The organism is Roseomonas sp. KE2513, assembly GCF_016107305.1.
In the GTDB taxonomy this organism is placed as follows: domain Bacteria; phylum Pseudomonadota; class Alphaproteobacteria; order Acetobacterales; family Acetobacteraceae; genus Roseomonas.
The window spans coordinates 198533-222420 of the sequence record NZ_RCVR01000005.1; the positions used below are offsets into that span (position 1 = coordinate 198533).

At 71.7% G+C, this 23888-nt stretch carries 23 protein-coding genes; 11 read left to right on the plus strand and 12 right to left on the minus strand.

The annotated features are described in order from the left end of the window. Positions 1-45: 45 nt before the first annotated feature. The 4 genes from D9599_RS07525 to D9599_RS07540 all read right to left on the minus strand — a co-directional run bounded on the left by D9599_RS07525 (position 46) and on the right by D9599_RS07540 (position 3637). Positions 46-189 (minus strand): hypothetical protein, encoded by a 144-nt coding sequence (locus D9599_RS07525; protein WP_198380598.1) that lies wholly within the window; start codon positions 187-189, stop codon positions 46-48. Positions 190-353: 164 nt separating this feature from the next. Next, positions 354-1085: a peptidase gene (locus D9599_RS07530; protein WP_198380599.1), complete on the minus strand. Its 732-nt coding sequence runs from the start codon at positions 1083-1085 to the stop codon at positions 354-356. 114 nt (positions 1086-1199) lie between these two features. Next, complete coding sequence (locus tag D9599_RS07535; RefSeq protein WP_198380600.1) at positions 1200-2141, minus strand: alpha-E domain-containing protein; 942 nt, start codon at positions 2139-2141, stop codon at positions 1200-1202. Then, positions 2141-3637 (minus strand): circularly permuted type 2 ATP-grasp protein, encoded by a 1497-nt coding sequence (locus D9599_RS07540; protein WP_198380662.1) that lies wholly within the window; start codon positions 3635-3637, stop codon positions 2141-2143. The genes D9599_RS07535 and D9599_RS07540 overlap by 1 nt, the downstream gene beginning before the upstream one ends. 176 nt (positions 3638-3813) lie before the next feature. On the opposite strand from D9599_RS07540, the gene D9599_RS07545 reads away from it, so the two are divergent. Then, positions 3814-3966 (plus strand): hypothetical protein, encoded by a 153-nt coding sequence (locus D9599_RS07545; RefSeq protein ID WP_198380601.1) that lies wholly within the window; start codon positions 3814-3816, stop codon positions 3964-3966. 33 nt (positions 3967-3999) lie between these two features. On the opposite strand, the gene D9599_RS07550 is transcribed toward D9599_RS07545, so the two are convergent. Then, positions 4000-4662, minus strand: a complete 663-nt coding sequence (locus D9599_RS07550; RefSeq protein WP_198380602.1) for a DNA-3-methyladenine glycosylase — start codon at positions 4660-4662, stop codon at positions 4000-4002. Positions 4663-4913: 251 nt separating this feature from the next. Here D9599_RS07550 and D9599_RS07555 point away from each other — a divergent pair, with 251 nt between their 5' ends. Both D9599_RS07555 and D9599_RS07560 read left to right on the plus strand, forming a co-directional pair. Next, the gene (locus D9599_RS07555; protein WP_043831354.1) at positions 4914-5633 is read left to right on the plus strand and encodes a response regulator; all 720 of its coding nucleotides are present in this window, start codon (positions 4914-4916) and stop codon (positions 5631-5633) included. A gap of 37 nt (positions 5634-5670) precedes the next feature. Next, on the plus strand, positions 5671-7005 hold the full coding sequence (locus D9599_RS07560; protein WP_408906382.1) for an ATP-binding protein: 1335 nt from the start codon (positions 5671-5673) through the stop codon (positions 7003-7005). Positions 7006-7239: 234 nt separating this feature from the next. Here the strand turns inward: D9599_RS07560 and D9599_RS07565 are convergent, their stop codons facing one another. From D9599_RS07565 to D9599_RS07580, 4 genes are all read right to left on the minus strand, one after another. Next, positions 7240-7986, minus strand: coding sequence for a DUF6065 family protein (locus D9599_RS07565; protein WP_198380604.1), 747 nt, complete (start codon positions 7984-7986; stop codon positions 7240-7242). A gap of 11 nt (positions 7987-7997) precedes the next feature. After that, positions 7998-8459, minus strand: coding sequence for a hypothetical protein (locus tag D9599_RS07570; RefSeq protein WP_198380605.1), 462 nt, complete (start codon positions 8457-8459; stop codon positions 7998-8000). Between the two features lie 93 nt (positions 8460-8552). Further along, positions 8553-9005 carry a thioredoxin-dependent thiol peroxidase gene (bcp, locus tag D9599_RS07575; RefSeq protein WP_198380606.1) on the minus strand — a complete coding sequence of 151 codons (453 nt, stop codon included), beginning with the start codon at positions 9003-9005 and terminating at the stop codon, positions 8553-8555. Beyond that, the gene (locus tag D9599_RS07580) at positions 9002-11980 is read right to left on the minus strand and encodes a bifunctional [glutamine synthetase] adenylyltransferase/[glutamine synthetase]-adenylyl-L-tyrosine phosphorylase (RefSeq protein WP_198380607.1); all 2979 of its coding nucleotides are present in this window, start codon (positions 11978-11980) and stop codon (positions 9002-9004) included. The genes bcp and D9599_RS07580 overlap by 4 nt, the downstream gene beginning before the upstream one ends. A gap of 17 nt (positions 11981-11997) precedes the next feature. Between D9599_RS07580 and D9599_RS07585 the strand changes: the two genes are divergently transcribed. The 4 genes from D9599_RS07585 to D9599_RS07600 all read left to right on the plus strand — a co-directional run bounded on the left by D9599_RS07585 (position 11998) and on the right by D9599_RS07600 (position 18077). After that, a complete protein-coding gene (locus tag D9599_RS07585) occupies positions 11998-15180 on the plus strand; it encodes a DUF3971 domain-containing protein (protein WP_198380608.1) in 3183 nt (1060 codons plus the stop codon). A gap of 73 nt (positions 15181-15253) precedes the next feature. Continuing rightward, positions 15254-16255, plus strand: coding sequence for a TRAP transporter substrate-binding protein DctP (dctP, locus tag D9599_RS07590; protein ID WP_198380609.1), 1002 nt, complete (start codon positions 15254-15256; stop codon positions 16253-16255). Position 16256: 1 nt separating this feature from the next. Next, positions 16257-16790 carry a TRAP transporter small permease gene (locus D9599_RS07595; RefSeq protein ID WP_198380610.1) on the plus strand — a complete coding sequence of 178 codons (534 nt, stop codon included), beginning with the start codon at positions 16257-16259 and terminating at the stop codon, positions 16788-16790. A gap of 6 nt (positions 16791-16796) precedes the next feature. After that, positions 16797-18077, plus strand: a complete 1281-nt coding sequence (locus tag D9599_RS07600) for a TRAP transporter large permease (RefSeq protein WP_198380611.1) — start codon at positions 16797-16799, stop codon at positions 18075-18077. Positions 18078-18092: 15 nt separating this feature from the next. On the opposite strand, the gene D9599_RS07605 is transcribed toward D9599_RS07600, so the two are convergent. Both D9599_RS07605 and D9599_RS07610 read right to left on the minus strand, forming a co-directional pair. Beyond that, positions 18093-19649, minus strand: coding sequence for an EAL domain-containing protein (locus D9599_RS07605; protein WP_198380612.1), 1557 nt, complete (start codon positions 19647-19649; stop codon positions 18093-18095). A gap of 85 nt (positions 19650-19734) precedes the next feature. After that, positions 19735-19905 (minus strand): hypothetical protein, encoded by a 171-nt coding sequence (locus tag D9599_RS07610; protein ID WP_198380613.1) that lies wholly within the window; start codon positions 19903-19905, stop codon positions 19735-19737. A 286-nt stretch (positions 19906-20191) separates the two neighbouring features. On the opposite strand from D9599_RS07610, the gene D9599_RS07615 reads away from it, so the two are divergent. From D9599_RS07615 to D9599_RS07625, 3 genes are all read left to right on the plus strand, one after another. Further along, positions 20192-21127: a glyoxylate/hydroxypyruvate reductase A gene (locus D9599_RS07615; protein ID WP_198380614.1), complete on the plus strand. Its 936-nt coding sequence runs from the start codon at positions 20192-20194 to the stop codon at positions 21125-21127. Positions 21128-21191: 64 nt separating this feature from the next. Then, positions 21192-22274: an ABC transporter ATP-binding protein gene (locus D9599_RS07620; RefSeq protein ID WP_309228568.1), complete on the plus strand. Its 1083-nt coding sequence runs from the start codon at positions 21192-21194 to the stop codon at positions 22272-22274. Positions 22275-22284: 10 nt separating this feature from the next. Continuing rightward, positions 22285-22467, plus strand: coding sequence for a hypothetical protein (locus D9599_RS07625; RefSeq protein WP_198380616.1), 183 nt, complete (start codon positions 22285-22287; stop codon positions 22465-22467). Here D9599_RS07625 and D9599_RS07630 read toward each other — a convergent pair. Beyond that, positions 22464-22907 carry a thioesterase family protein gene (locus tag D9599_RS07630; RefSeq protein ID WP_198380617.1) on the minus strand — a complete coding sequence of 148 codons (444 nt, stop codon included), beginning with the start codon at positions 22905-22907 and terminating at the stop codon, positions 22464-22466. The genes D9599_RS07625 and D9599_RS07630 overlap by 4 nt on opposite strands. A 128-nt stretch (positions 22908-23035) precedes the next feature. Between D9599_RS07630 and minC the strand changes: the two genes are divergently transcribed. Next, positions 23036-23782: a septum site-determining protein MinC gene (gene minC, locus D9599_RS07635; protein WP_198380618.1), complete on the plus strand. Its 747-nt coding sequence runs from the start codon at positions 23036-23038 to the stop codon at positions 23780-23782. The last annotated feature ends 106 nt before the right edge of the window (positions 23783-23888 follow it).

Genomic DNA, 23888 nt, shown 5'->3' on the forward strand with positions numbered 1-23888 from the left:
CACATCCCCACGAAGCCCGGGCCGAAAGGCGCCGGGCGGCTCGCCTCAGCCCACGGCTTCCGGGCAGAGCGGCCCACCAGCCTGCTCTGCCAGGCCGCGGAGGACCTGTGCCAGCGCGTCCTCGAGCTGGCGCAGCAGCGTCGTCGCCTCCGCTGCATCGAACTCGGAGACCACGGTCTGATCAGGCATGTCGTGAACCAGGACAACGCGGCCAGGGAGGGAGAGGGCTCGGAAATTGCTCATGAGGCGAGGTTAGCGCCCTATCATCGTCTTTTCACAGTCCCGTGATCAACCTAAGTGAAACTGTTGCGTTAAGGGCACATCAGCATCCCACGTGAGGAATGGCTGCCTTTTCAGAGCCATTCCGGCGAGGGCAGGTCCTTAAAGGTCTGACGCATCCGGCTGGACCAGCCATCGCGCAGCACCGCAAAATACGGGTCGTCCGCGGCGATGCGGCGCACGGCGGGCGTCGCGAAGATATCCTTGCGGAGCACAAGCAAATCCAGCGGCAGGCCAACCGAGAGGTTGGTGCGCACCGTGTCGTCCATGCTGACGAGCACAAGCTTCACCCCGTCCTCCAGCGGCGTGTCGTGCGTCAGCACGCGGGTGATGATGGGCTTGCCGTATTTGTGCTCCCCGATCTGGAGGAAGGGGGTATCCGCCGTTGCCTCGATGAAGTTGCCGGCGGAGTAGACGAGGAAGAGGTGCGCGTCGTCGCCCCGGATCTGCCCGCCGATGAGGAAGGAGGCGGTGAAGGAGAGACCCTGTGCCTTAAGCGCCGCCCCATCCGCCGCGTAGACGGCACGCACGGCGGCGCCGACGAGCTGGGCGGCGCGGAACATGGTGGGCACGGTGAGGAGGGTCTGCACCTCGCCGTCGAGCGGCACGCCCTCCTGCAGGCGATTCCAGACCGCCTGGGTAATGCCGAGGTTTCCCGCGGAGAGGAGGCCGAAGTTCCGGTCTCCCTCCACCCCGGCGGTGTACAGCTTCGAGAAGGTGGAGATGTTGTCGACGCCCGCGTTGGTGCGGGTATCGCCGAGCATCACGAGGCCATCCCTCAGGAAGAGGCCGACGCAGTAGGTCATAGTGCCGGGCTCCCCGCCGCCGCGCCGGGGCAACACGCGGCGCGGCACTTCGTTTCCGCGGGCCCAGCGTCGGGTTGCGCTACCTCGGAAGGGCGGGGCCGTGCCGGCTCGTTCCTATCCGACGAGGAAGCACTTCCCGATGGAGACGCCGAGGTTGGCATTGCCCTCGATCACCTCGCCCAACAGGCTCTTCAAGCCGCCATCCATCAGGCGCGCGGGGGTCTGCGCCACGCAGCGGCCGCGCAGCGCCGCGGCCAGGCGGCGGCAGGAGACGCGGTCCTCTCCCTCGGACATGGCGAGGACGCTGAGGATGTCGTTCACCTCCTCGTAGCAGGCAGTGACGGAGCGCGGGTGCTCGGGGCGCATCAGCAGCAGCTCCACCACGCGCGCCGGGCGCAAGCGGTCGCGGTACATGTGCTGATAGGCCCGCAGCGCCGAGACGGAGCGGAGCAGGCCCTGCCACTGGACATGGTTCGCTGGGTTCTCCTCCGCCCCCACGCCGAAGGCGTCGCTGCGCGAGGCGAGGAGGCGGGCGGTGTTGTCCGCGCGCTCGAGCATCGTGCCGAGGCGGACGAAGCGCCAGGCGTCGTCGCGCAGCATGGTGTCCATGGCGGCGCCGTTGAACAGCACGGTGCGGGACATCACCCAATCGAGGAAGCCCATCAGCCGGTCCCCGCCGGCATCCCCGGGTTCGAGCTTGCGGAGGTCAATCCAGCTGTCGTTCACGGCCTCCCACATGTCCACGGTGAGCGCCGTGCGGACGGCCCGGGCATTGCGGCGGGCGGCCTCGAAGCAGGCGGAAATAGAGGAAGGATTGAGGGTGTCGAGCGTGAGCCAGCGCGCGGCGCCATCCGGCGTGGGATCGCCGTAGAGCTCGGCGTAATGGGCGCCCGTGCCGGTGGCGGCGAGGAGGGCGACCCATTCGGCGCCCTCCGTGCCGCGTGGAGCGGCGAGCGCGGCCATGCGGAGCGAGACTTTGAGGCTGCGCGCGACGTTGCCCGCGCGCTCCATGTAGCGGCCGAGCCAGAAGAGGCTGTCGGCGGTGCGGGCGAGCATCAGCGGGGATTCCCGTCGTCGGGCTTTGCGAAGGATTGCGTCATGTCGCCCATGCTCTGTGTCATGCCGCCCATCGCCATGGATTGCGACATGGAGGGGGCCTCGCCTTCGAGCACCCAGGTGTCCTTCGTGCCGCCGCCCTGGGAGGAGTTCACGACGAGCGAGCCCTCCCGCAAGGCGACGCGGGTGAGGCCGCCGGGAACCATGCGCACCTGGTCCCGCCCGAAAAGGACGAAGGGGCGCAGGTCCACATGGCGGGGGGCCATGCCGCCGGCGACGAGGGTGGGGACGGTGGAGAGGGCGAGGGTGGGCTGGGCGATGTAGTCGGCCGGGCGCTCGCGGATGCGGGCTTCGAAGAGGGCGCGTTCCTCCGGGGTGCTGTGGGGGCCGACGAGCATGCCGTAGCCGCCGGAGCCGCGGGCGAGCTTCACCACGAGTTCGCCGAGATGGGCGAGGACATAGGCGCGGTCCTCCTCGCGCTCGCACATGTAGGTGGGGACGTTGTTCAGGATCGGCTCCTCCGAGAGGTAGAAGCGGATCATGTCCGGCACGAAGGGGTAGACCGCCTTGTCGTCCGCGATGCCGGCGCCCGGCGCGTTGGCGAGGGTCACGCGCCCGGCGAGATAGGCGCGCATGAGGCCGGGGACGCCGAGGGTGGAGTCCTCGCGGAAGGCGAGGGGGTCGAGATACTCGTCGTCCACGCGGCGGTAGATGACGTCCACGCGGCGCGGGCCGGCCGTCGTGCGCATGAAGACCGTGTCGTCGCGCACGAAGAGGTCGGCGCCCTCCACCAGCTCCACGCCCATCTCGTCCGCCAGGAAGGAGTGCTCGTAATAGGCGGAGTTGAAGGGGCCGGGCGTGAGGACCACCACGGTTGGCTCGTTGCCGCAGGCGGGGGGCGCGAGCGACTTGAGGGTGACCAGCAGTTCCTCGGGGTAGTGGCTGACGGGCGCGATTCGGTGGGCCGAGCAGAGGCCGGGGAGGAGGCGCATCATCGCCTCGCGGTTCTCCAGCATGTAGGAGACCCCGGAGGGGACGCGGCAGTTGTCCTCGAGCACGAAGAACTCGTCGGCGGCGGTGCGGACGAGGTCGATTCCGGAGATCACGGTGTAGACGCCGCCGGGCGGGGTGAAGCCCTCCATGGCTGCGCGGTAGCCCTCGTTCTTGAGCACGAGATCGGCGGGGATGAGGCCCGCTTCCAGGATGCGGCGTGGCCCGTAAACATCGGCGAGGAAGGCGTTGAGGGCCCGGACGCGCTGCTCCAGCCCGCGCTTCAGGCTCTCCCACTCCTCGCGGGCGATTATGCGGGGAATGACGTCGAAGGGGATCAGGCGCTCGGGGTCGCCGCCCTCAGTATAGACGGCGAAGGTTACGCCGATGCGGCGGAAAAGAATCTCGGCCTCTCGGCGCTTGGCCTCCAGCGCCTGGCCGCCCGCCGCTTCAAGGTAGCGCGCGATGCCCGCGTAGGGGGCGCGCACCCTTCCTTCCTCATGCATCTCGTCGAAAGCCGGCACCCTGTCCCCCTTCTTGCTGCGGCCGGGACAGGCCGCTGCACCATGGTTGCAGCAAGTCGCGTGCCGGGGGAGGGGGGCGGCCGCAGGACGACGCGGCAGGAAGCTGGGTCGCGCGATCGTGCGAACCTGAGTGAGGGCAGAGCTTGCGAGGCGTGTTCATGGTATGTTCACTTCTGCCCATGCGATACGTCCATGCCGCAACCCGACCTCTGATCCCGAACGATGCCCTGCGCGAGGCCATGCTGGCCTTCGTCGTCGCCTTTCCCGTCTTCTGGGCGATCGGTGAGGCAGCGGTAGCGCTGGGGTACTGAGGCGCTGGTGACTCCGGGGCACAAGGGGGGGAGTTAGCCGTCATCCTCCGGATCCTTCCCTGGCCGTCCCGTGACATGGCGCCAGTGGTGCCAGAGCAGGCGGGCGGCGAGGGAGCGGTAGGGGGCCCAGTCCGCGGCGATGGCGGCCAGGGCGCGCGGTGCCGGCCGGGCGGGCAGGGCGCGAAGGTTGGCGAGGGAGGCGGCGAGGGCGAGGTCGCCTTCGGGGAAGATGTCCGGCCGGTCCTCGGCGAAGAGAAGGTGGACCTGGGCGGTCCAGCGGCCGAGTCCGCGGGTTTCCGAGAGGTGGGCCACAGCCTCCGCGTCCGTCATGGAGGGAATCGCGTCCAGGCGGAGCTTGCCTTCGAGAATGGCGGCGGCAAGGGCGCGGGCGTGGGCGGCTTTGGGGCGGGAGAGGCCGCCGATGCCGCATAGGGCGCCGTCATCGAGCGCGAGGACGCCCGCGGGATCGAGGGCGCCGGGAAGGGCGCGCAGGCGGTTCCAGATGGCCTGGGCCGCCGTGTTGCTGATCTGCTGCCCGCAAATGGCGCGCAGCAGGCCGGGAAAGCCGGGAGCACGGCGGCGCCAGGGCAGGGGGCCGGCCGCGAGGGGCACGGCGTGCAGGACCGGATCGGCCAGCGCGAGGACGGCCAGCCCTGCGGCGGCCCATGCTGGGTGGTTCGTGCTGTCCGGGGGCATGCGGGGGTGAGGTGAACGGCGACGGGTGCCGCGACAAGGGGGGGATGCGATCCGCCCGTCGCCGTTCCTCCGACGATGCCCTGGGGAGTTGGGGGGAAGGGCACCGCCGTTGCCCCCTATCTGGCACGCCGCGGCGCTGGTTGAAGGCGCGATTACGTGATGGTGAAACCGCTGGAAACGGGCGGCCGTTCCGACATGGATTGTAACAACTCGACCCGCGACGCGGCGCCTTGGCGCGCTATGTAACGGGCATGGAAACCGCACCGCACATCCTCGTCGTGGACGACGACCGTGAGATCCGGGAGCTGCTGGCGCGGTTCCTGGAAAAGCAGGGCTTCCGCGTGACGACCGCGCGGGAGGCGCGGGAGGCGCGTCGGGCCTGGCCGCTCGGGCGCTACCACATCGTGGTGCTGGACCTGATGATGCCCGGGGAATCGGGCCTCGACTTCGCGCGCTGGCTGCGCTCGCAGTCCGACGTGCCGATCGTCATGCTCACCGCCATGGGCGAGGAGACGGACCGGATCGTGGGGCTGGAGTTGGGCGCGGACGACTACGTGGCCAAGCCCTTCAATCCGAGGGAGCTGCTGGCGCGGATTCGCGCGGTGATGCGCCGCGCCCATGGCGAGGGACCGCGGCGCGACCCGTTGCCGAGTGCCATTCGCTTCGGCGGCTGGGTGCTGGAGCCGCAGCGGCGCCGGCTGCTGAACCCGGACGGCGCGGAGGTTCCGCTGACGGGCGGTGAGTACGAACTGCTGACGGTGCTGGTGGAGCGGCCAAACCGGGTGCTGACGCGCGACATGCTGATGGACCTGCTGCGCGGGCGGCAGGCGGGGCCTTTCGACCGGGCGATCGACGTGGCGGTTTCCCGGCTGCGGCGGAAGCTGGAGGATGACGGGCGCAACCCCAGCCTGATCAAGACGGTGCGCGGCGGCGGCTACGTGCTGGCGGCCGACGTGGAGCGGGCGGCCTGATGCGGCGCCCGCCGCATCCTGCGCGATGAGAGGTATCTTGCGGCGCTTCCTGCCCTGCACGCTGGCGGCGCGGACGGCGGTGTTCCTGCTGCTCGCGCTCATGGCTGTGCAGGCGGCAGGACTGACCATCCACGCGCTGGACCGGGTGGACCTGCAACGCGCGGCCATGGAGCGGGAGACCTCCGCCCGCGTGTTCACGCTCTGGCGCAGCATGGTGATCAACCCCCCGGACCGGCGGGCCGTCATGCTGGCGGAGATGGAGCTGCCGGAGGGGCTGGAGGCAGGGCTGGACACATTGCCCTGGGTACGGTCGGGGATGCTGCCGGCACCGCCGCCCGTGCTCCGCATGGTCAGGCCGGAGATTCTTTTGGGCGGGCCGCCGCGCTGGCGGGCACGGGAAGTGCAGGCGGGAATGGGCTTCGGGACACTCTATGTCTCGGCGCTGCTGCCGGACGGCTCGCAATGGGTAAACGTGAAGCTGCGCATGCCGCCCCTCCGGCCCTGGCATTCCGAGACCTTCCTCATCGCCTTCCTGCTCATGACGGCGGCGGCGGCGCTGCTTATCGTCTGGGCGACGCGGCGGCTGACGCGGCCGGTGCGCGACCTCGCGCGCGCGGCCAATGCGTTGGGACGGGACGTGAACGCGCCGCCCATGCCCGAGGACGGGCCGCTTGAGGTCGCGACCGCCGCCCATGCCTTCAACACCATGGCCGAGCGCATCCGCCGCTTTGTCGGCGACCGCACGCAGATGCTGGCCGCGATCGGGCACGACCTGCGCACGCCGATCACGCGGTTGAAGCTGCGCGCCGAGTTCATGGACGACGACGAGCAGCGAGCGAAGATGCTGTCGGACCTCGAGGAGATGGAGGCGATGGTGAACGCGACCCTCGCCTTCGCGCGCGACGATGCGGCGGCCGAACCCTCTGTGCCGCTCGACCTCGCGGCGCTCTGCCGGACGGTGCTGGACGAGGCGGCGGATGCCCGGCCGGACGCGCCGGCGGAAACCTTCGCCTATGAGGGGCCGGAGCGACTGACGGTGCGCGGGCGGCCGATCGCGCTCAAGCGGGCGCTGGCGAACCTGGTCGCGAACGCCTTGAACTACGGCAACGCGGCGCGCGTGGTGCTGGTGCCGCCCCAGGGCGGACAGATCCAGCTCCGCGTGGAGGACGAGGGGCCGGGCATCCCCGAGGAAAGCCACGAGGCGGTGTTCCAACCCTTCCGCCGGCTGGAAACGAGCCGCAACCGCGAGACCGGGGGCGTGGGGCTCGGCCTGCCGATCGCGCGGAACATCCTGCGGGCGCATGGCGGGGACGTGGTGCTGGAGAACCGGCCGGAAGGCGGGTTGTTGGCGGTGGCGACGCTGCCGGCTTGATTGGCCGGCACGGGTGACTCCGGGGGAGAGAAGGAATTCTCTCCCCCGGACCCCCTCTCATCTTTTTCTTCGAGTTGGAAACGCTGAGTGGCCGGTGCGCCTCGGGGCCAAGACCCGAGGCGACGGCATGTTCAGGAAGGTTCCGCGACAGCGGGATGGGGGTCCAGGGGCCTCAGGCCCTTGGCGGGTGAGGTCTGGAGAGGGCGGCGCCCTCTCCAGAGGCCGCGGCGCCGGTCAGTCCTGCGCGAAGCGCTTCGGGCGGAGCCGCGTGAGGTGGGCCTCCGCCGCATTCTCGCCGATGCGGCCGCGGTGGTAGTCGCGCTGCCAGCCCTGTGCGCGGGCCTCGCTGTTCGGGTCCTTCAGGCCGGCGTTGAAGCCGGCGCGGGAGGTGGACCATTCGCGATAGGCGGCGTCCAGCGCGGGATCGTCCGTAATGGGGCGGAGGCGGGGTTCCACCCGCGGGATGAGGTCTCGCGGCACGGGAAAGAGGAAGCAGACAGGCTCGCCCGGGGCGAAGCGGACGGGGTGGCGGGGGCGGGTGAAGCGCCAATTCATGGTGAAGGTGGCGGGGGACCAGTCGGTCTCGACGATGCCGGTCAGGGGATAGATCCCGTCCTTCGGCAGGTTTGGCGGGCCCGAGACCCAGAGGCTGATGCCGGGATCGGTGCGGAAGACGAGGTCGATGTGGAAGGTGAGGATCGCCGAGCCGAAATGGCTGACCGGGATGGGTCGCCCGGGCCGCTCGGCGCGTATGGTGATGTCCCCCGGGTTGGGGCCACCGTTCCACCAGGCCTCGAAGCCGCCCTCGCCGACGACCTCCCAGCCGTGGGCATTGGCGATGGTCAGCGGCAGGCAGCGATTGGCGAAGCCCTGCGGGGTGGCGTCCATCCAGTCCCGCCGCGCGGGGGCGGGGCGGAGGGCGGGGGCCGGTCCGCCAAGGCTGTGGGCGGTGAGGCGGAGCGGTACCTCATCCTCCGGCACGGCCGGGTGGCTCAGCGGGCGGTGCAGCGCTTCAGCGGGCTCGGGAACTCGGCGCAGTTGGGGAAAACAATCTCGTTCGGACCACGGCGCTCAACGCGGAGGCTGTTGGGATTGGCGCAGCCGAAGGCGCTGTCCGGCGGCAGGCGGCCGCCGAGGGGCGGGATGGCGGCGGCGGGGGGCGCCATTCGGAACTCGACGGCGTCTGGGCCGCCCGAGACGGTCTCGATCAGGCGCTGGCGGTAGGGCACCTCCAGTACGGAGACGCGCATGATGACGTCGCGGGTGAAGATGACGGTGGGCTGGGCGGCGCAGTTGGCACCCTCGGTCTCTGTGGCGGGGTAGATGCCGCCGGTCCAACTGCCGAAGAGCCAGGCATGCGGGGCGGCCTGGGCCTCCGGCTGCTGCGCGTCCGCCGCGGCCAGGGGGGCGGCGAGCGCCGCGACCATGACCCACTTCATCCAGTTCCGCCGCATGCTACGCCCCTTGAGTCGGATAGTGGGCCGCAGGAAAGGGGAGGACGCGCGCCGTGTCCACCCCGTGCCCTCTTTGTTTCACCAGGACTTGGTTCAGGCGGCGCCGAGGAGGAGGGAGGCGTGCTCGGCCGGCTTCACCTTGCGCCAGATGGCCTCGACCGTGCCGTCGGCGGAGACGAGGAAGGTGCTGCGCTCCATGCCCATGTATTTGCGGCCATACATCGATTTCTCGACCCAGGCGTCATAGGCGGTGGCGAGGGACTGGTCGGCGTCGGAGGCGAGGGTGAAGGTGAGGCCGTACTTCTTCGCGAAGGCCTCGATCTTCTTCACCGGGTCGGGGGAGATGCCGATGACGGTGATACCGGCCTTCTCCAGGGCGGCGAGGTTCTCCTGCACGCCCTGGGCCTGGACGGTGCAGCCGGAGGTATCGGCCTTCGGGTAGAAATAGAGGGCATAGCGGCGGCCGCGCAGCAGGGCGGCGCTGGCGCGCACCCCGCCCGCGGCTGGAAGGTCGAATTCCGGCGCCTTGTCACCAACCTCGATCATGCGGCCCCCCGTACTGGCAGCGGCCCGAGGCGGCGCTCGAAGGCCGAGCGAACCGTGGCCGCAACGTCCCGCATCTGCCCGCGAAGGGCGGGAAGGTCAACGGGCGGTTCCTCGCAGGCGGGGGCGAGGGCGCGGAGCAGGGCGTGGGCGGAGGCGGGTGGCAGGGCCTCGGTCCGCACGCGGCCGACCGTCAGCCGGAGCAGGGATTGCATGGTGCGCCAAAAGCGCTCCGCCCGGATCAGCGCGGCCGCCTCCTCTGCATCGAGCAGTCCGGCGCGGGCGAGATTGGCGAGAGCGTCGCGCGTGGTGGGGGCGAGGATGCGGGGGTGCGTTGCGGCATGGGCGCATTGCAGGGCCTGGGCGATGAACTCCACCTCCACCAGGCCGCCGGGAATGGCCTTCACGTCCCAGGGGCCCTCGGGCGGCAGGTCGCGGATCATACGGGCGCGCATGGCGATAGCGTCCGCGACCGCCTGGGGGCCGGCATGGGCAATGAGGGCGCCTCGGCAGCACTCGGCGATGCGCTTCCGGAGGGCGGGCGGGCCGGCGACGGGGCGGGCGCGGGTGAGGGCCATCCGCTCCCAGGTCCAGGCCTGACCTCCGCCCTCCTTCGGGCCGTGGTAGCGCTCGAAGGCGGCGATGCTGGCCGCGACGGGGCCTTTGTTGCCGGAGGGGCGGAGTCGCATGTCCACCTCGTAGGGCTTGCCCTCGGCGCCCGGGGCGGTAAGGGCGGCCACGAACTGCGCGGCGAGGCGGGCGAAGTAGGTAGGCACCGCGAGGGGCTTCGGGCCGTCGCTCTCGCTCGCGTCCTCGGCGTGGTCGTAGATGAGGACGAGGTCGAGGTCCGAGCCCGGCAGCATCTCGCGGCTGCCGAGCTTCCCCATGCCGACGACGGCCATCGCCCCGCCGGCGACCTTGCCGTGGCGCGTGGCGAAGTCCTTCGCCACCTGGGGGAGAAGGCAGGAAATGGCGGCCTCCGCCAGCTCGGCGCGGGCGATGCCCGCGGCGTCCACGTCGAGCGCGCCCTCGAGCGCCGCGACATCCACCTCGAAGCGGCCTTCCGTCACCATGCGACGGACCGATTCGAGGGCTTCCTCGTAGTGGCGGGCGGCGCCGACAAGGGCGGGGATGGCCGATGCTGCCTGGCCCGTGCCGCCGGCGAGCAGGCCTTCGAGCGCGGACGGGTCGCGGGCGAGGTGGTCGGCGAGGGCCGGCGCGGCGCCGAGGACACCGGCGATCCGGTCGAGCAGGGCGGGGTTTCGGTGCAGGAGGCTGAGCACCTGCACACCGGCCGGCAGCCGGTCCAGCAGGGCGTCGAGGCGGGCAAGGGCCGCGTCGGGCTCGCGCTGGCGGGCGAAGGCGGCCAGCAGGGCGGGCATGAGGGCGGTCAGCAGCTCCCGCGCGCGGGCGCTGCGGGTGCCGCGGCGGTGGCCGTGGTGCCAGGCGCGGACCATGGCGGAGATGCCGGTCGGATTCGCGTAGCCCATGGCGCGCAGGGTTTCGAGCGTCGCCGGGTCGTTCTCGGGGCCGGTGAAGACGAGGTTGCCGCCCTCGAAGCTCTCGCCGGCCGGAAGGCTGAGGGGCGGGCCGGCCTCGAACTGGCGGGAGTACTGGCCGGCGACGCGGCGCAGATGGCCGGTCAGGGCGGCGGAGAAGGCCTCCGTGCTGTCGGAGCCCATGAAGGAGGCGATGCGGGCGAGGCCGTCCGGGTCCTCGGGCAGGCGGTGGGTCTGGCGGTCGGCAACCATCTGTAGCCGGTGCTCGACATCGCGGAGGAAGACGTAGGCGTCGGCCAGCTCGGCGGCTGCGCGCCGGTCCATGCGGCCGGCGGCGGCGAGTGCGACGAGGGCGCCGAGGGTGGTGGGGTCCCGCAGGCTGGGGTCTCGGCCACCCCAGATGAGCTGGGCGACCTGGGCGGTGAACTCAATCTCCCGGATGCCGCCGCGGCCGAGCTTCACGTCGTGCCCCGCGACGGCGATCTCGGACCCCGCGCCGCGCTTGCTGCCGTGGACGGCGTGGATCTGGCGCTTGATCGAGTGGATGTCCGCGATCATCGCGAAGTCGAGGTGGCGGCGCCAGACAAAGGGGCGGATCTCCGCCAGGAAGCCCTCGGCCAGGGCGCGGTCCCCGGCGACAGGGCGGGCCTTGAGCATGGCGGCCCGTTCCCAATTCTGGCCGAAGCTCTCGTAATAGGTGATCGCCGCCTGTATCGAGACGGCCAGCGGAGTCGCGGCCGGGTCCGGACGGAGGCGCAGATCAGTCCGGAAGACGTATCCCTCCGCCGTGCGTTCCTCCAGCAGCCGCACGAGGTCGCGCGCCAGGCGCACATAGGTCGCCTGGGCGGCGTCCGGATCGGTGGCGGCTGCCGGATCGAAGAGGACCATCAGATCGACGTCGGAGGAGTAGTTCAGCTCGCGCCCGCCGAGCTTGCCCATGCCGAGGACGACGAGGCCCGAGCCCTTGCTGGCGCTCCGGGCGTCGCGCTTCGCGGCGTTGGGCAGGGCGATGTCGCCACGCGCTGCGGCCTCCCGCAGGAGGTGGGCGCAGGCGAGGTCGATGCAGGTCTCGGCGAGGGTGGAGAGGGCGCCGGTCACCTGGTCGAGGCCCCATTCGCCCGTGAGGTCGGCGGCGGCGGCGATGAGTGCGGCCTGGCGTTTCGCCTGGCGCAGCACGGCGCCGAGCTGGGTGAAGCTCGCGCCCGGATCGGCGCGGCCGAGCGGGTCGAGGGCGGCCGCGAGGGCCGCGTCCGCGCCGCGCTCGGCCATGCGGAGCAGCGTCGTGGCTTCGCGCAGCGCGAGGTCGGCCAGGAAGGGGCTGTGGCCGCCGAGCGCGCCGAGGAGGGCGGCGCCGGCGGGCGTGGCGGCATAGGCGGCCTCGGCGGCCCCGCGCGCGGCGAAGTCGTCCCTCAGGCGGGTCGCGGACGCCTCGTCGAAAGGCGGCGGCGGGCGGCGGCGGCTGGCATCGTTGTCGGACATCTCCCAGCAGGCAACGCGTGAGGCGCCTTGTTGGTCAAGTGGGGAGGCACTCCTGGCGCCGCGCGGTGCAGGCGGTCTCCTTCGTCCTCCGCCTCGCGATGCTCGCCGCGATCCTTATCGGGGTGGGGCTGGCGGCGCTCGGCTGGCGGCTGGCGCAGGGGCCGCTGGCGATTCCCTCCATCACCGCGGTGAACAACGCGGTGGCGGCGCGGCTGACCGGCATGGCGCCGGGCGTGCGCATCACCTACGGCCAGGCCTGGGTGGCCTGGGAGGGCTGGAAGGACGGCCGGCCGGCGCCGCTGCAGCTGCGGCTGGATGCGTTGCGGGTGGCGGACCTGGAAGGGGCGACGCGGGCCTCGCTCGCCTCGGTGGAGGTGACGCTCGCGGCGGCGCCGTTGCTGCACGGCGTGGTGGCGCCGGAGCGGGTGCTGCTGCGCGACCCCTTCGTCTCGCTGCGGCGGGACATGGCGGGCGACCTCGCGCTCGACCTCGGCGTGCCGCCGGCGGTGCCCGAGGCGCCGCCCTCGGACGGGGCGCAGAGCCTGGAGGCGGGGACGCAGGCGTTGGCGCGGGCGCTGCGGGGGCCGGCGAGCGATTCGCCGCTTGCCTCCCTCCAGGAGGTGCGGATCGAGAGCGGGCTGGTGCAGGTGCGCGACGATCCGCTGCGCTTCAACTGGTCGCTGGACGAGGTCGGGCTCTCTCTCACCCGCGGCGCGGACGGGGCGCTGGGCATCGCGGGGTCCGGCGCCTTGCTGGTGGCGGGGCAGCAGATCCCCGTGCGCATCGTCGGCCGTGCGGCGGGGGAGCCGCCGGTGGCGGAGGCGGCGCTCGAGATCGACGCGCTGAGCCCGGCGGCGCTGGCGGCGGCGCTGCCCTCGCTCAAGCCGCTCTCGGTGCTGGAGGCGGACCTCGGGGCGCGGCTGAGCGGGCGCTACGACTTCGGGGACGGGCGCTTCACGGGGCGGGCCGAGGTGAGGGCCGAGGGAGGGCAGGTGGTGGCGCCGGACCGGCGCGTGCCCTTCCAGGCGGCGCGACTGGTCCTGACGAACGACGGAACGCATCTTGGCCTGGAGCGGCTGGAGCTGACGCTGCCCGCCAGGGGACCCGCGGGGCGGCCCACCCGGATCAGCGCGACGGCGAGCGCGGACCGGCGGGAGGACCGCTGGCACGGGCAGGCCGAGCTGACGGTGGACTGGCTGGCGGTGGCCGACCTCGACCGCTACTGGCCGGCGGACCTGGCGGTGAACGTGCGCTCCTGGCTGGTGGAGAACCTGACCGCGGGCGTGGCGCGGGATGGCCGTTGGGTGGTGAAGGGGGAGATGGGTTCCGGCCTTTCCGACCCGCGCGTGACGGAGGTGAACGGCACGCTGCGCGCTGAGGGCGTGACGGTGCACTGGCTGCGCCCGGTGCCGCCGATCGAGGGGGCGGACGGGCTGATCACCTTCTCGCTCGGCGAGGTGGTCGTGCAGGCGCGGGCCAACCGGCAGTCGGGGACAGGCCTTTCGCTGCCGGAGGCGCGGGTGCGGCTCTTCGACCTCGATGTGGACGCGGAGAAGGCGGAGATCACCGGGCGGGTGACGGGGCCGCTGGCGGATGTGCTGACCGTGATCCGGCATCCGCGGCTGCACCTGTTCGACAAGCGGCCGCTGGAACTGGGGGCGGCGGGCGGCATGGTGGACGCGCGGCTGACGCTGACCACGCCGCTGAAGAAGGATCTGCGGACGGAGGAGATCGCGGTCTCCGCCACGGGGAAGGTGATGAACGGCCGCATCGCCGACTTCATCCGGGGACAGCCGGTGGAGCGGGCGGATCTCGACGTGCAGGTGGACCTGGCGGGGATGCGGCTGGCTGGCAACGCGCAGCTCGGCACCATCCCTGGGCGGCTGGAGGCGCAGCTCGACTTCCGGCCCGGCCCGCCCTCCCAGGTGACGGAGCGGGTGCGGGTGGAGGGGCGAGCCGAGGCCGCCGACCTGCGCCGCCTGGGCGTGGAGGCCGCGCCCTATGCAACGGGGCCGATGGGCTATGTGGTGGGGGTGGAGCGTCACCGCTCGCGCGAGGCGGAGGTCGCCGTGCGGGCAGACCTGCGGGACACGCGGCTGGCGCTCTCGCCCTTCCTTTACTCGAAGGCGCCGGGCGTCGCGGCCCGGGCAGAGGGGACCCTGCGCTTCCGGGGCGACGAGCTCGTGGCGCTGGAGGGCGTGCGGATCGAGGGACCGCAGCTGGACGTGCGCGGCGGCGTTGCCTTCGGTCGCGGCGACGCCTACTCGGCCGATGTGCTGGAGGCGCGGGTGGGGGCGAGCCGGCTCGTCGGGCGCTTCGCCTCTCCGACCGGGCCGGGTGATCCCTGGGACATCCGGGTACGCGGCACGGTGCTCGACGCGCGCGGGCTGCTGCGGGAACGCGCCGCTTCCTCCAGCGGGCGAGGCGGCGGCGAGACGGCGATGCGGGTGGATGCCGTGTTCGACCGGGTGCTCCTGAACGAGGGGCGGGAGCTGGCGCCGGTGCAGGCGGCGCTGTTCGTGGATGCGCGCGGCGTGCTGCGGGAGCTGCGGGCGAGCGGGCGCGGGGTGCGCGGCGGCGGCTTCGAGGCGGTGGTGGTGCCGCGCGGCGCGGGGCGGGCGATGGAGGTGCGGGCCTCGGGTTTTGGCACCCTGCTGCGCGACCTCGGGCTGTTCGAGGCGGTGGACGACGGGGCCTTCCACGCCTCTGGGGAGTGGCCGTCCAATGCGCCGGGGGCGCCGCTGACGGGGGTGGCGGAGCTGCGTGACTTCGGGGTGCGGGAGGCGGCGTCCATTGGCAAGCTGCTGCAGGCGCTCTCGATCTACGGCATCCCGGAGGCGGCGCGCGGGCCGGGGCTGCGCTTCACCGTGGCGAGCGCGCCCTACACGCTGACGCCGCAGGCGCTGACGCTGCGCGAGGCGCGGGCGGTCTCCGCCTCGCTGGGCGTGACGGTGGAGGGACGCATCCTGCGGGAGGCGGAGCGCTACGACCTCAGGGGGACGATCATTCCCTCCTATGCGCTGAACAGCGCGCTGGGGCGGATTCCCGGGATCGGGCAGCTTTTCACGGCCGAGCGGAACGGGGGGATCTTCGCAGCCAATTTCCGCATGACGGGCAAGCTGGACGACCCGGATTTCCGGCTCGACCCACTCTCGATGCTCGCGCCGGGGGCGCTGCGGCGTCTGTTCGGCGGGGACTGAGCCGCGCGCTGCGCGCTTGACCGGCGGGGGCGCGCGCCGCAAACCCCGGGGCAACGAGCCCCGGAGGAAGACCATGCACCGACGCCATCTCCTCGCCCTGCCGCTGGCGGCAGGAATTTCCGCCCCGGCCATCCGGACCGCGGCAGCCCAGTCGGCGACGGTGATGCGGCTGTCGCACCAGTATCCGCCCTCCCACCACATCGCCGGGGTGCTGGCCAACTTCGCGGCCGAGGTGAAGGCGCGGAGCAACGGGGCGGTGGACGTGCAGGTCTTCCCGGCCGAGCAGCTGGCGCGCGTGGCCGAGAACTTCCCGGGCGTCGCGCGCGGCGCCTTCGAGGCGGCGGTAGCCACCAACTTCACCTGGGGCAACACCATCCCCGAGATGTCCGCCCAGACCGTGCCCTTCTTCTTCACGGGGCTGGAGCAGAACCGGCGCTTCCCGAAATCCGAGGCGCGGCGGTTCCTGGACGGGATCACGGCGCGGCGGGCGGTGCGCTCGGTGGCCTGGCTGTTCACCACGAATTCCGCGATCTTCACCTCCGGGCGGAAGGCGCTGGTCAACCCCGAGGACTTCCGGGGCGTGAAGATCCGGGGAATCAACACACTCATCGACCAGTCGCTGACCGCCGTGGGGGCTGCCCCGGCCGCGACGCCGGCGCCGGAGGTGGTGGGGGCGCTGCAGTCGGGCATTTTGGATGCCGGGCTGACGGATGTCTCGGCGGCCGTGTCGCGCCGCTTCTACGAGGTGCAGAAATACGGGACGGTCTCGCCCTTCTTCAGTGTTTCCACGCAGGTCTACGTCAATCCGCGCTGGTGGGACGGGCTGCGGCCCGATGCGCGCTCGGTGATCGAGGCGGCGCTGGAGAAGGCGGAGGTTGAGGCGGTGGACGTGACCGTCCGCACCGCCGAGGCCGCCGTGGGCGAGCTGCGGGAAAAGGGGATGACGATCACGGTGCAGACGCCCGAGCAGGTGGCTCAGTGGCGCGACGTGATGCAGAAGCCGGTGATGGACGCCTTCCTGCGCCAGGCTCCCGAGAACGGGCCGCGGCTGCTGGAACTGCTGCGGGCGGTCTGAGGTGCGGCGAGCGGTCGGCACCCTCTCCCGCCTGGCCTATGGGCTGGCCTCGGTCTCCACGATCGTCTGCCTCGTGCTGATCGGCGGGTCGGTGGTCGCGCGCTACGCCTTCCACGCGCCGCAGCCCTGGATCGACAAGGTAGCGGGCTGGCTGGTGCTGGCGCTCGTGCTGCTCGCGGCGCCCGAGGCGCAGCGGCGGTTCGAGCACATCGGGGTGGATGTGGCGGTCGGACGGATGGGGCCGCGGCTGGCGCGGGCGGCGCATGTGGTGGGCGTGGCCTCGGTCGTCGCCGTCTCGGGCATCCTGCTTTGGGCAGGGTGGGAGACGGTCGCCTTCTCGAGGATGGTCGGGCTGGTGACGGACGTGGCTGAGATCCCGGAATGGTGGGTGCAACTGTTGCTGCCCGTGGGGGCGGCGGTGCTGCTGCTGGTTTCCCTTGCTCAGCTCATCGTGCTGCTCATGGGCGGGACACCTGAGTACCTGCCGACGGGCGACGAGGAATTGCCGCGCGACACGCTGGCGCGCGGGGAGTAGCGCCGCATGTCCTTCTTCGTGTTGATGGCCGTGCTGATCGGCCTGCTCTATCTCGGCATTCCGATGTTCGCGGCGCTGTTCCTGCTGCCGCTCGCGGTGTTGCTCTGGGTGGAGGGCGGCATTCCCGCGCTGGGCGAGATCGTCATCGGTAACCTCAATGGCTACCTGTTGGTGGCCATCCCGCTCTTCATGATGATGGCGCATGTGATGGTGCGCGGGAGGGTGGTGAACGACCTCTACGGCGCGGCCTTCGCCATGCTGCGGAACGTGCGGGGCGGGGTGGGCATCGCGACGGTGCTCGCCTGCACGGTCTTTGCCGCGATCTGCGGTTCGTCTGTCGCGACGGCGCTGACGATCGGTAAGATCGCGATCCCGCAGATGCTGCGCTACGGCATGTCGCGGCGCGGGGCTTTCGGGGTGGTAGCCGGCGGCGGGACGCTCGGCATCCTCATCCCGCCCTCGGCGCCGATGGTGCTCTATGCCTTCGTGACGGAGACGAGCGTGGGGGCGCTGTTCCTCGCGGGCCTGCTGCCGGGGCTGATGATGGCGTTCGTCTTCGCGGCCTATGTGTTCATCACCGAGGGGCGGGCGGTGGCGCCGGCGGACGAGCCGCCGCCGGAGCGGCTGGGCACCTCGCTCAGGCGCGCGGGCTGGTCGATGACGCTGCCGATCTTCGTGCTCGGCGGGATCTACATGGGGGTGTTCACGGCCACCGAGGCGGCGGGGGCGGGGACGATCTACGCGATCCTGATCGCGGCTGGCATCTACCGCACGCTGACCTGGCGCGACCTCTGGGATGGGGTGGGGGATGCGACGCGGACGAGCGCGATGCTGCTGATGATCATCGCGGGCGCTGCCGTCTACGGCTACATGCTGACGAAGCTGCGCATCCCGCAGGAGCTGGCGGCGCTGGTGACGGAGATGGGGCTGTCGCGCACCGGCTTCCTGGTCGCGATGATGGTGCTGCTGTTCGTCCTCGGGCTGGTGCTGGAGAGCTTCTCCATCATCCTGCTGACCATGCCGGCTATCCTGCCCTCGCTGGGCGCGCTGGAAATCGACAAGGTCTGGTACGGTGTGCTGCTGACGCTCTCGCTGGAGATGGCGCTGATCAGCCCGCCGGTGGCGATGAACCTCGTGGTGATCAAGGCGATCACCGGAGCGCCGCTGGCCGAGGTGAATCGCTCGATCATCCCCTACATGCTGATGCTTGCGGCTGGGACGGGGCTGCTGATCGCCTTCCCGGAGATCGCGCTGTGGCTGCCGCGCCAGGCGGGCTACGGGGGCTGAGGCAGGCGCCGCCGCTCAGGCGACGCGCCGCCGGGCGGGGGCGCTGACGCCCGAAGAGGCGGGGAGCTTGCCGGGGCGGGCGAAGAGATAGCCCTGGGCGAGCTCGATGCCGAGCGAGGCCATGACCGCCGCGTGCTCCTCGGTCTCGACCTGCTCGGCGATCACGCGCGCGCCGACGGCGAGGCTGAGGTCCACCATGCTGGCGACGAAGGAGCGGTCCCGCTCGCTGCGGACGGCGTTCTGGACATAGGCGCCATCCACCTTCACCCAGTTCACGGGGAAGCTGCGGAGGTAGCGGAAGGCGGCGGCGCCGGCGCCGAAATCGTCGATGCACAGCGGCACGCCGCGGTCGCGCAGCATGTCGAGCGTGGCGCGCGCCTCGGTCTCGTCCTCCACCTCCGCGGATTCGGTTAGCTCGACCATGAGGCGGGGTAGGAGGTTCTTCTGGGCGTCGAGCCGGGCCCGCAGGGCTTCGCGGAAGCGCGGGCTTTCCATCGAGAGGCCGGAGATGTTCATCGCGATCCTTGCGCCCGGGGTGAAGCGCAGGGTGTCGAGCACCCGGTCGGTTACGGCGAGGTCCACCTCCTCGGTCAGGCCAACGGTCTCGGCGCAGCGGATGAAGGTCTCGACGTTCAGGCCGGTGGGGCGGAGCAACGCCTCATGGTGATGGATGCGGCGGTCCTTCAGGTTCACGATGGGCTGGTAGAGCAGCTCGAAGCGGCGCTCGCCGATGGCGCGGCGCACGCTGCCGGCCTGGGCGGCGATGTCGCGCAGCGCGCCCGTCAGTCCGCCTTGCGCGATGCCGGCGATGCCGTTGCCGGCGAAGTTGGAGAGCGCCTGCCGCAGGGCTCGTGTCGCCTGGGCGGGCGTCAGCGAGGAGGCGTCCAGCGGCAGGCTTGCGGTCCGCACCTGCGCGGGGATGTCGTGCGAGAGAAGCGCCGCCTCCAGCCCGGCGGTGATGCCGTCGAGGCTGTGCATGTCCGCCTCCCGCGGGAGGAGCAGGCCGTAGCGCCCGGGGGAGAGGCGGCCCGCCAGGCCGCTGCCGGAGCCCGCCAGCACTGCGGCGTCGAGTTCCCGTTCCAGGCCCGGGCGGCCGGGGATGCCGCGGCGGACGTCGTCCGGCAGGTCGATGACGGCAAGGGAGCCGCGCCCCGAAGCCCGCACCATGCCGGCCGCGGCCTGGGCGAAGGCCGCGCCCCCCGCGATGTCCGTGCTGCGCGGCGGGGCGGGCAGGGGCCCGAAGGTCAGGCAGAACTGGCCGTTCGCGCCGGCCGGGGCGAGGCCGGCGATGGAGAAGGGCGTGCCGGCCGCGTTGTTTAGCCGGACGGCCGTGGGCGGCAGGCGCCCGCGGGCCGCAAGGAGCTGCATGGCCATGCGGAGGGCGCCGCGCTCGTCGATGGCGATGAGGTCGTATACGGGGCGGCCGACGAAGGCCTCGGGCGCCTCGCCGAGGTGGTGGCGGAAGGCGCCGGCGGCGAAGGTAATGGTGGCGTGCGGCCCGGTCTCGACCAGGAGGTCGGCGGCGGCGAAGGCAAAGGTGAGAAAGCGGTCCCGGTGGTCCTCGCGGAGCATGCGCGGGGCCGCGGGGGCGCCTTCAGGGGATGTGCCGCCTCGAGTTTCCATCCCCGCAGGCTAGGCAGCGATGGTTTCCGGTCTCTTAACCGTTCCCGGTCGCGCGCGGGGCTTCGCTGCGGCCGCGCATGTAGTGGCGCTCCGGCCGGTAGCGAGCCTGGGCGATGAGGTAGCGGAGAAGGGCGAAGACTCCACCGGGAAGCGTGGCGCGGGTCGGGCGGCGGGGGTGGTTGGCCTTCCGGTCGGGTCGGGTCATCGTCGGGGTGCCTGCACCGCATGGATGGGTAGCTCGGGAAGCTCACGAAACCGTGAGTAGCTTATTTACCGCTCCCGCAACGGCCTGATCAATGGAAAACGTATCCTTTCCTTTATCGAAACAAGCCGATGGTGCCTTGCCTCGGCTGGTGCCGTGGTATGGGGCTTGCCCGCACGGCACCGTGGGCGCCCCGCGGCGGGGGTCGGCAGAAGGGAATGATGGATGGTGCAAGGTTCAGCAGCGGGCGATTGCCCTTTGCCCTCCGGTTCCGGCACGGGCTGAGCTGATGCTTCTCGTGAGGGTGGAGGGCGCGCGGACGCGCCAGGCCTGGTGCGACCTGTTGGAGAGGATGTGCCCGGGGCTGGCGGCCAGGCCCTTCGACGCGCCGGAGGTACGGCCGGAAGAGGTGCGCTACGTGCTCACCTGGGGGCCGCCGCCGGGCTGGCTCGCGGGGTTGCCGAGGTTAAATGCGATCTTCTCGCTCGGGGCGGGGGTGGACCACATCACGGCCGACCCCTCCTGGCCGAGCCATGTGCCGCTGGTGCGGATGGGTGGCGAGGAGCCGGGGCAGAGGATGGGGGAATACCTCGCCTGGGCCTGCCTGACGCTGCTGCGGCACGGGCGGACCTTCGCGATCGCCCAAGCGGAGCGGCGCTGGGACTATAAGGTAGGGGAGGACACGGCGCGCGACCTGACGGTGGGCATCATGGGGATGGGCTCGCTGGGGGCTGCCGCGGTGCCGATGCTGCGGGGGCTGGGTTACCGTGTGATCGGGTGGTCGCGCAGCCGCAAGGCGCTGGAGGGGGTGGAGAGTTTCGCGGGCGCGGAGGAGCTGGATGCCTTCCTCGTGCGCTCGGACGTGCTTGTTTGCCTGCTGCCCTCGACGCCCGAAACGGCGGGGATCGTGAATGCGGGGCTGCTGGCGCGGCTGCGGCCCGGGGCGGGCTTCGTGAACGCCGCGCGGGGCGGGCATGTGGTGGTGCCGGACCTTGTGGCGGCGCTCGATTCGGGGCAGGTCTCCGGCGCGGTGCTGGACGTCTTCGACCCCGAGCCGCTTCCGGCCGAGAGCCCGCTCTGGTCCCATCCGAAGGTCACGGTAACGCCGCATGTCGCGAGCGTGGCGCGGCGGGAGGCGAGGGCCCGCTACGTGGCGGAGGCGATTCTCGGCTTCGAGGCGGGCGGGCCGCTGCCCAACCTCTACGATCCCGCCCGGGGCTACTGACGATGCCGCTTCCGCCGCCCTTGCGGCCCGATCCGAACCCCGCGCCGCGGCGGGGCCTGGCGGCGTGAGCGGGCGGGCGGGGCATGCGCTGTCTCTGCAGGGGATCTCCCGGCGCTACGGCGACTTCGTGGCGGTGGCGGAGGCCTCTTTGGAGGTGGGCAGCGGGCGCTTCCTGACGCTGCTCGGCCCCTCGGGCTCGGGCAAGACGACGATCCTGATGATGATCGCGGGCTTCGTGGAGCCGAGCGCGGGGCGCGTGCTGCTGGACGGGCGCGACATCACCGCCGTGCCGCCGGAGCGGCGCGAGTTCGGGATGGTGTTCCAGGGCTATGCGCTGTTCCCGCACATGACGGTGGCGGAGAACGTGGCCTTTCCGCTGCGGGTGCGGCGGCTCGGTCGGGCGGAGCGGGAGGCGCGGGTGCGGGCGACGCTCGACCTTGTGCAGCTCGATCGGTTCGCGGACCGGCGGCCGGCGCAGCTCTCGGGCGGGCAGCAGCAGCGGGTGGCGCTGGCGCGGGCGCTCGTGTTCGACCCGGCGCTGCTGCTGCTGGACGAGCCGCTCTCGGCGCTCGACAAGAAGTTGCGGGCGGAGCTGCAGGACGAGCTGAAGGCGCTGCACCGGCGGGTCGGGCGCACCTTCATCAACGTGACGCACGACCAGGAGGAGGCGCTGAGCCTTTCCGACGAGATCGCCATCCTCAACGAGGGGCGGCTGGTGCAGGTGGGGGCGCCGCGCGAGTTGTATGAGCGGCCGGCGACGCGCTTCGTGGCGGGGTTCCTGGGCCGGTCGAACTTCATCGAGGGCGAGGCGGAGCGGGATGCGGGCGGCATCGTGCTCCGCCGCGGCGGCACGCGGGTGCTGGGCGTGGGCGCCGCGCGGCCGGGGCGGGCGCTGCTCTCGCTGCGGCCAGAGAAGATCGCCGTGCTGCCGGAGGGGGCGGCGGAGGAGAACGTGGTGGAGGGGCGGATCGCGGCCTGGTCCTATCTCGGCACCGAGTTCTCGATCACCGTCGGGACGGCGGATCTTGGCGTGCTGAAGGTGCAGGTGCCGTCCTGGCGCATTCCGTTGATGCCGGCGGAGGGGATGGCGGTGCGGCTGGGCTGGCCGCGCGCGGCGGCGGTGGCCGTGGCGGAGGACCCGGCATGAGGAGGGGATCATGACCGAGAAGCATCCTGTCACCGCCCGCAAGGGAACGGTGGTGACGAACCACCCGCTGGCCTCCGGCGCGGGGGGGGCCTGCTTGCTCGCCCGCGGGAACCCAGTGGACGCGCTGCCGGCGGCCGGCGGCAGGATAGCGCTGGCCGGGGTGCGCTTCATGCCGGAGCCGGGGCGGCGCTAGGGCGCGACCAGCAGGGGCGTGACGGCATCGATCAGCGCCTGGGGAAGCGGGGTCGGCACCGTTTGGGTCTCGCGGTCCACATAGACGTGGATGAAATGGCCCTCGGCGCTCGCGGTCTCCTCCTCGTTGCGGAAGATGCCGATCTCGTAGCGGATTGAGGTGCGGCCGAGGCGGGCGACGCGCAGGCCGGCGGTGACGAGGTCGGGGAAGGAGACGGGGGCGAGATAGCGGCAGCCGGTCTCCACCACCACGCCGATCACGGGGGAGGTCTTAAGGTCGATGGCGCCGGAGGTAAGGAGGAATCGTGAGACGACAGTGTCGAAGAAGGAATAATAGACGGTGTTGTTGATATGCGCGTAGGCGTCGTTGTCGCCCCAGCGCGTGGGAATGGGCAGGAAATGGCGGTAATCCGCCCGCCGGGGGCGCGTTTTCTCGCTCATGGCTCGCTCGCGTCGATGTAGGGCGCGCAAACTCCCTTCGCGAGAAGCGGCATGCAAGGCTTCGCCTGCGGCGGAGTTCGCTGTAATGTGAGCCGACGACTTAACGATCTGGGAACCTTCTTTTCAGAATGTCCTCTCCCGCGTCCGAAGCCCGATTGGAGCCGTTCCGGCTGCGCGGGGCGAATTTCAACCTTCTGGTCCTGCGCCTGCTGGACCCGCGGGTGGAGGTGATCGTGCCTGCGCTTGCGGACCAGTTCCGCCGCGCGCCCGGTTTTCTGCGGAATGCCCCGATCGTCCTCGGGCTGGATGACCTGGACCCCGCCGCGGCGCCGGATTTCGCCCATCTGACGGCCCAGCTCCGCGCGGTGCAGATCGCGCCCATCGGCACCACGGGCGGCGTGACGGAGCTGCGCGCGGCCGCGCAGGCGGCGGGGCTGCCGCCGCTGCGCGCGGCGGGCGGCGAGCAGCCGGCGCCGGTCGCGGCCGTCGAGCCCGCGCCCGAGCCGCAGCCGATGCCGGAGCTGCCGCCGCCTCCCTCGGGCTGGCAGCCGACGATGGTGGTGGACCAGGCGGTGCGCGCGGGGCAGCGGATCTGGGCGCAGGGCTGCGACCTCATCATTCGCGGCACGGTCAATCCGGGGGCCGAGGTGATCGCGGACGGAAACGTCCATGTCTACGGCACGCTCAAGGGCCGCGCGATCGCGGGCGGGGCGGAGAACCGGACGGCGCGCATCTTCGCACTGAATTTCGAGCCCGAGCTCGTCTCGATCGCCGGCTACTATGCCGTCCGGGACGGGCTGGGGGACGCGCCGCTGGGCAGGCCGGTTCAGGTCTGCCTCATCGGCGAGAGCATGCGGTTCGACAAGCTGGGCTGAGAGGGGCGCAGGCTCTGGCGAGAAGCCCTTTGCAGGGGCCTCGTCGGGCGTGCGAAAGACGCGGCCTGCCGGGCGGACCAGGGTTCAAGGGGGCGGAGATCTGCGC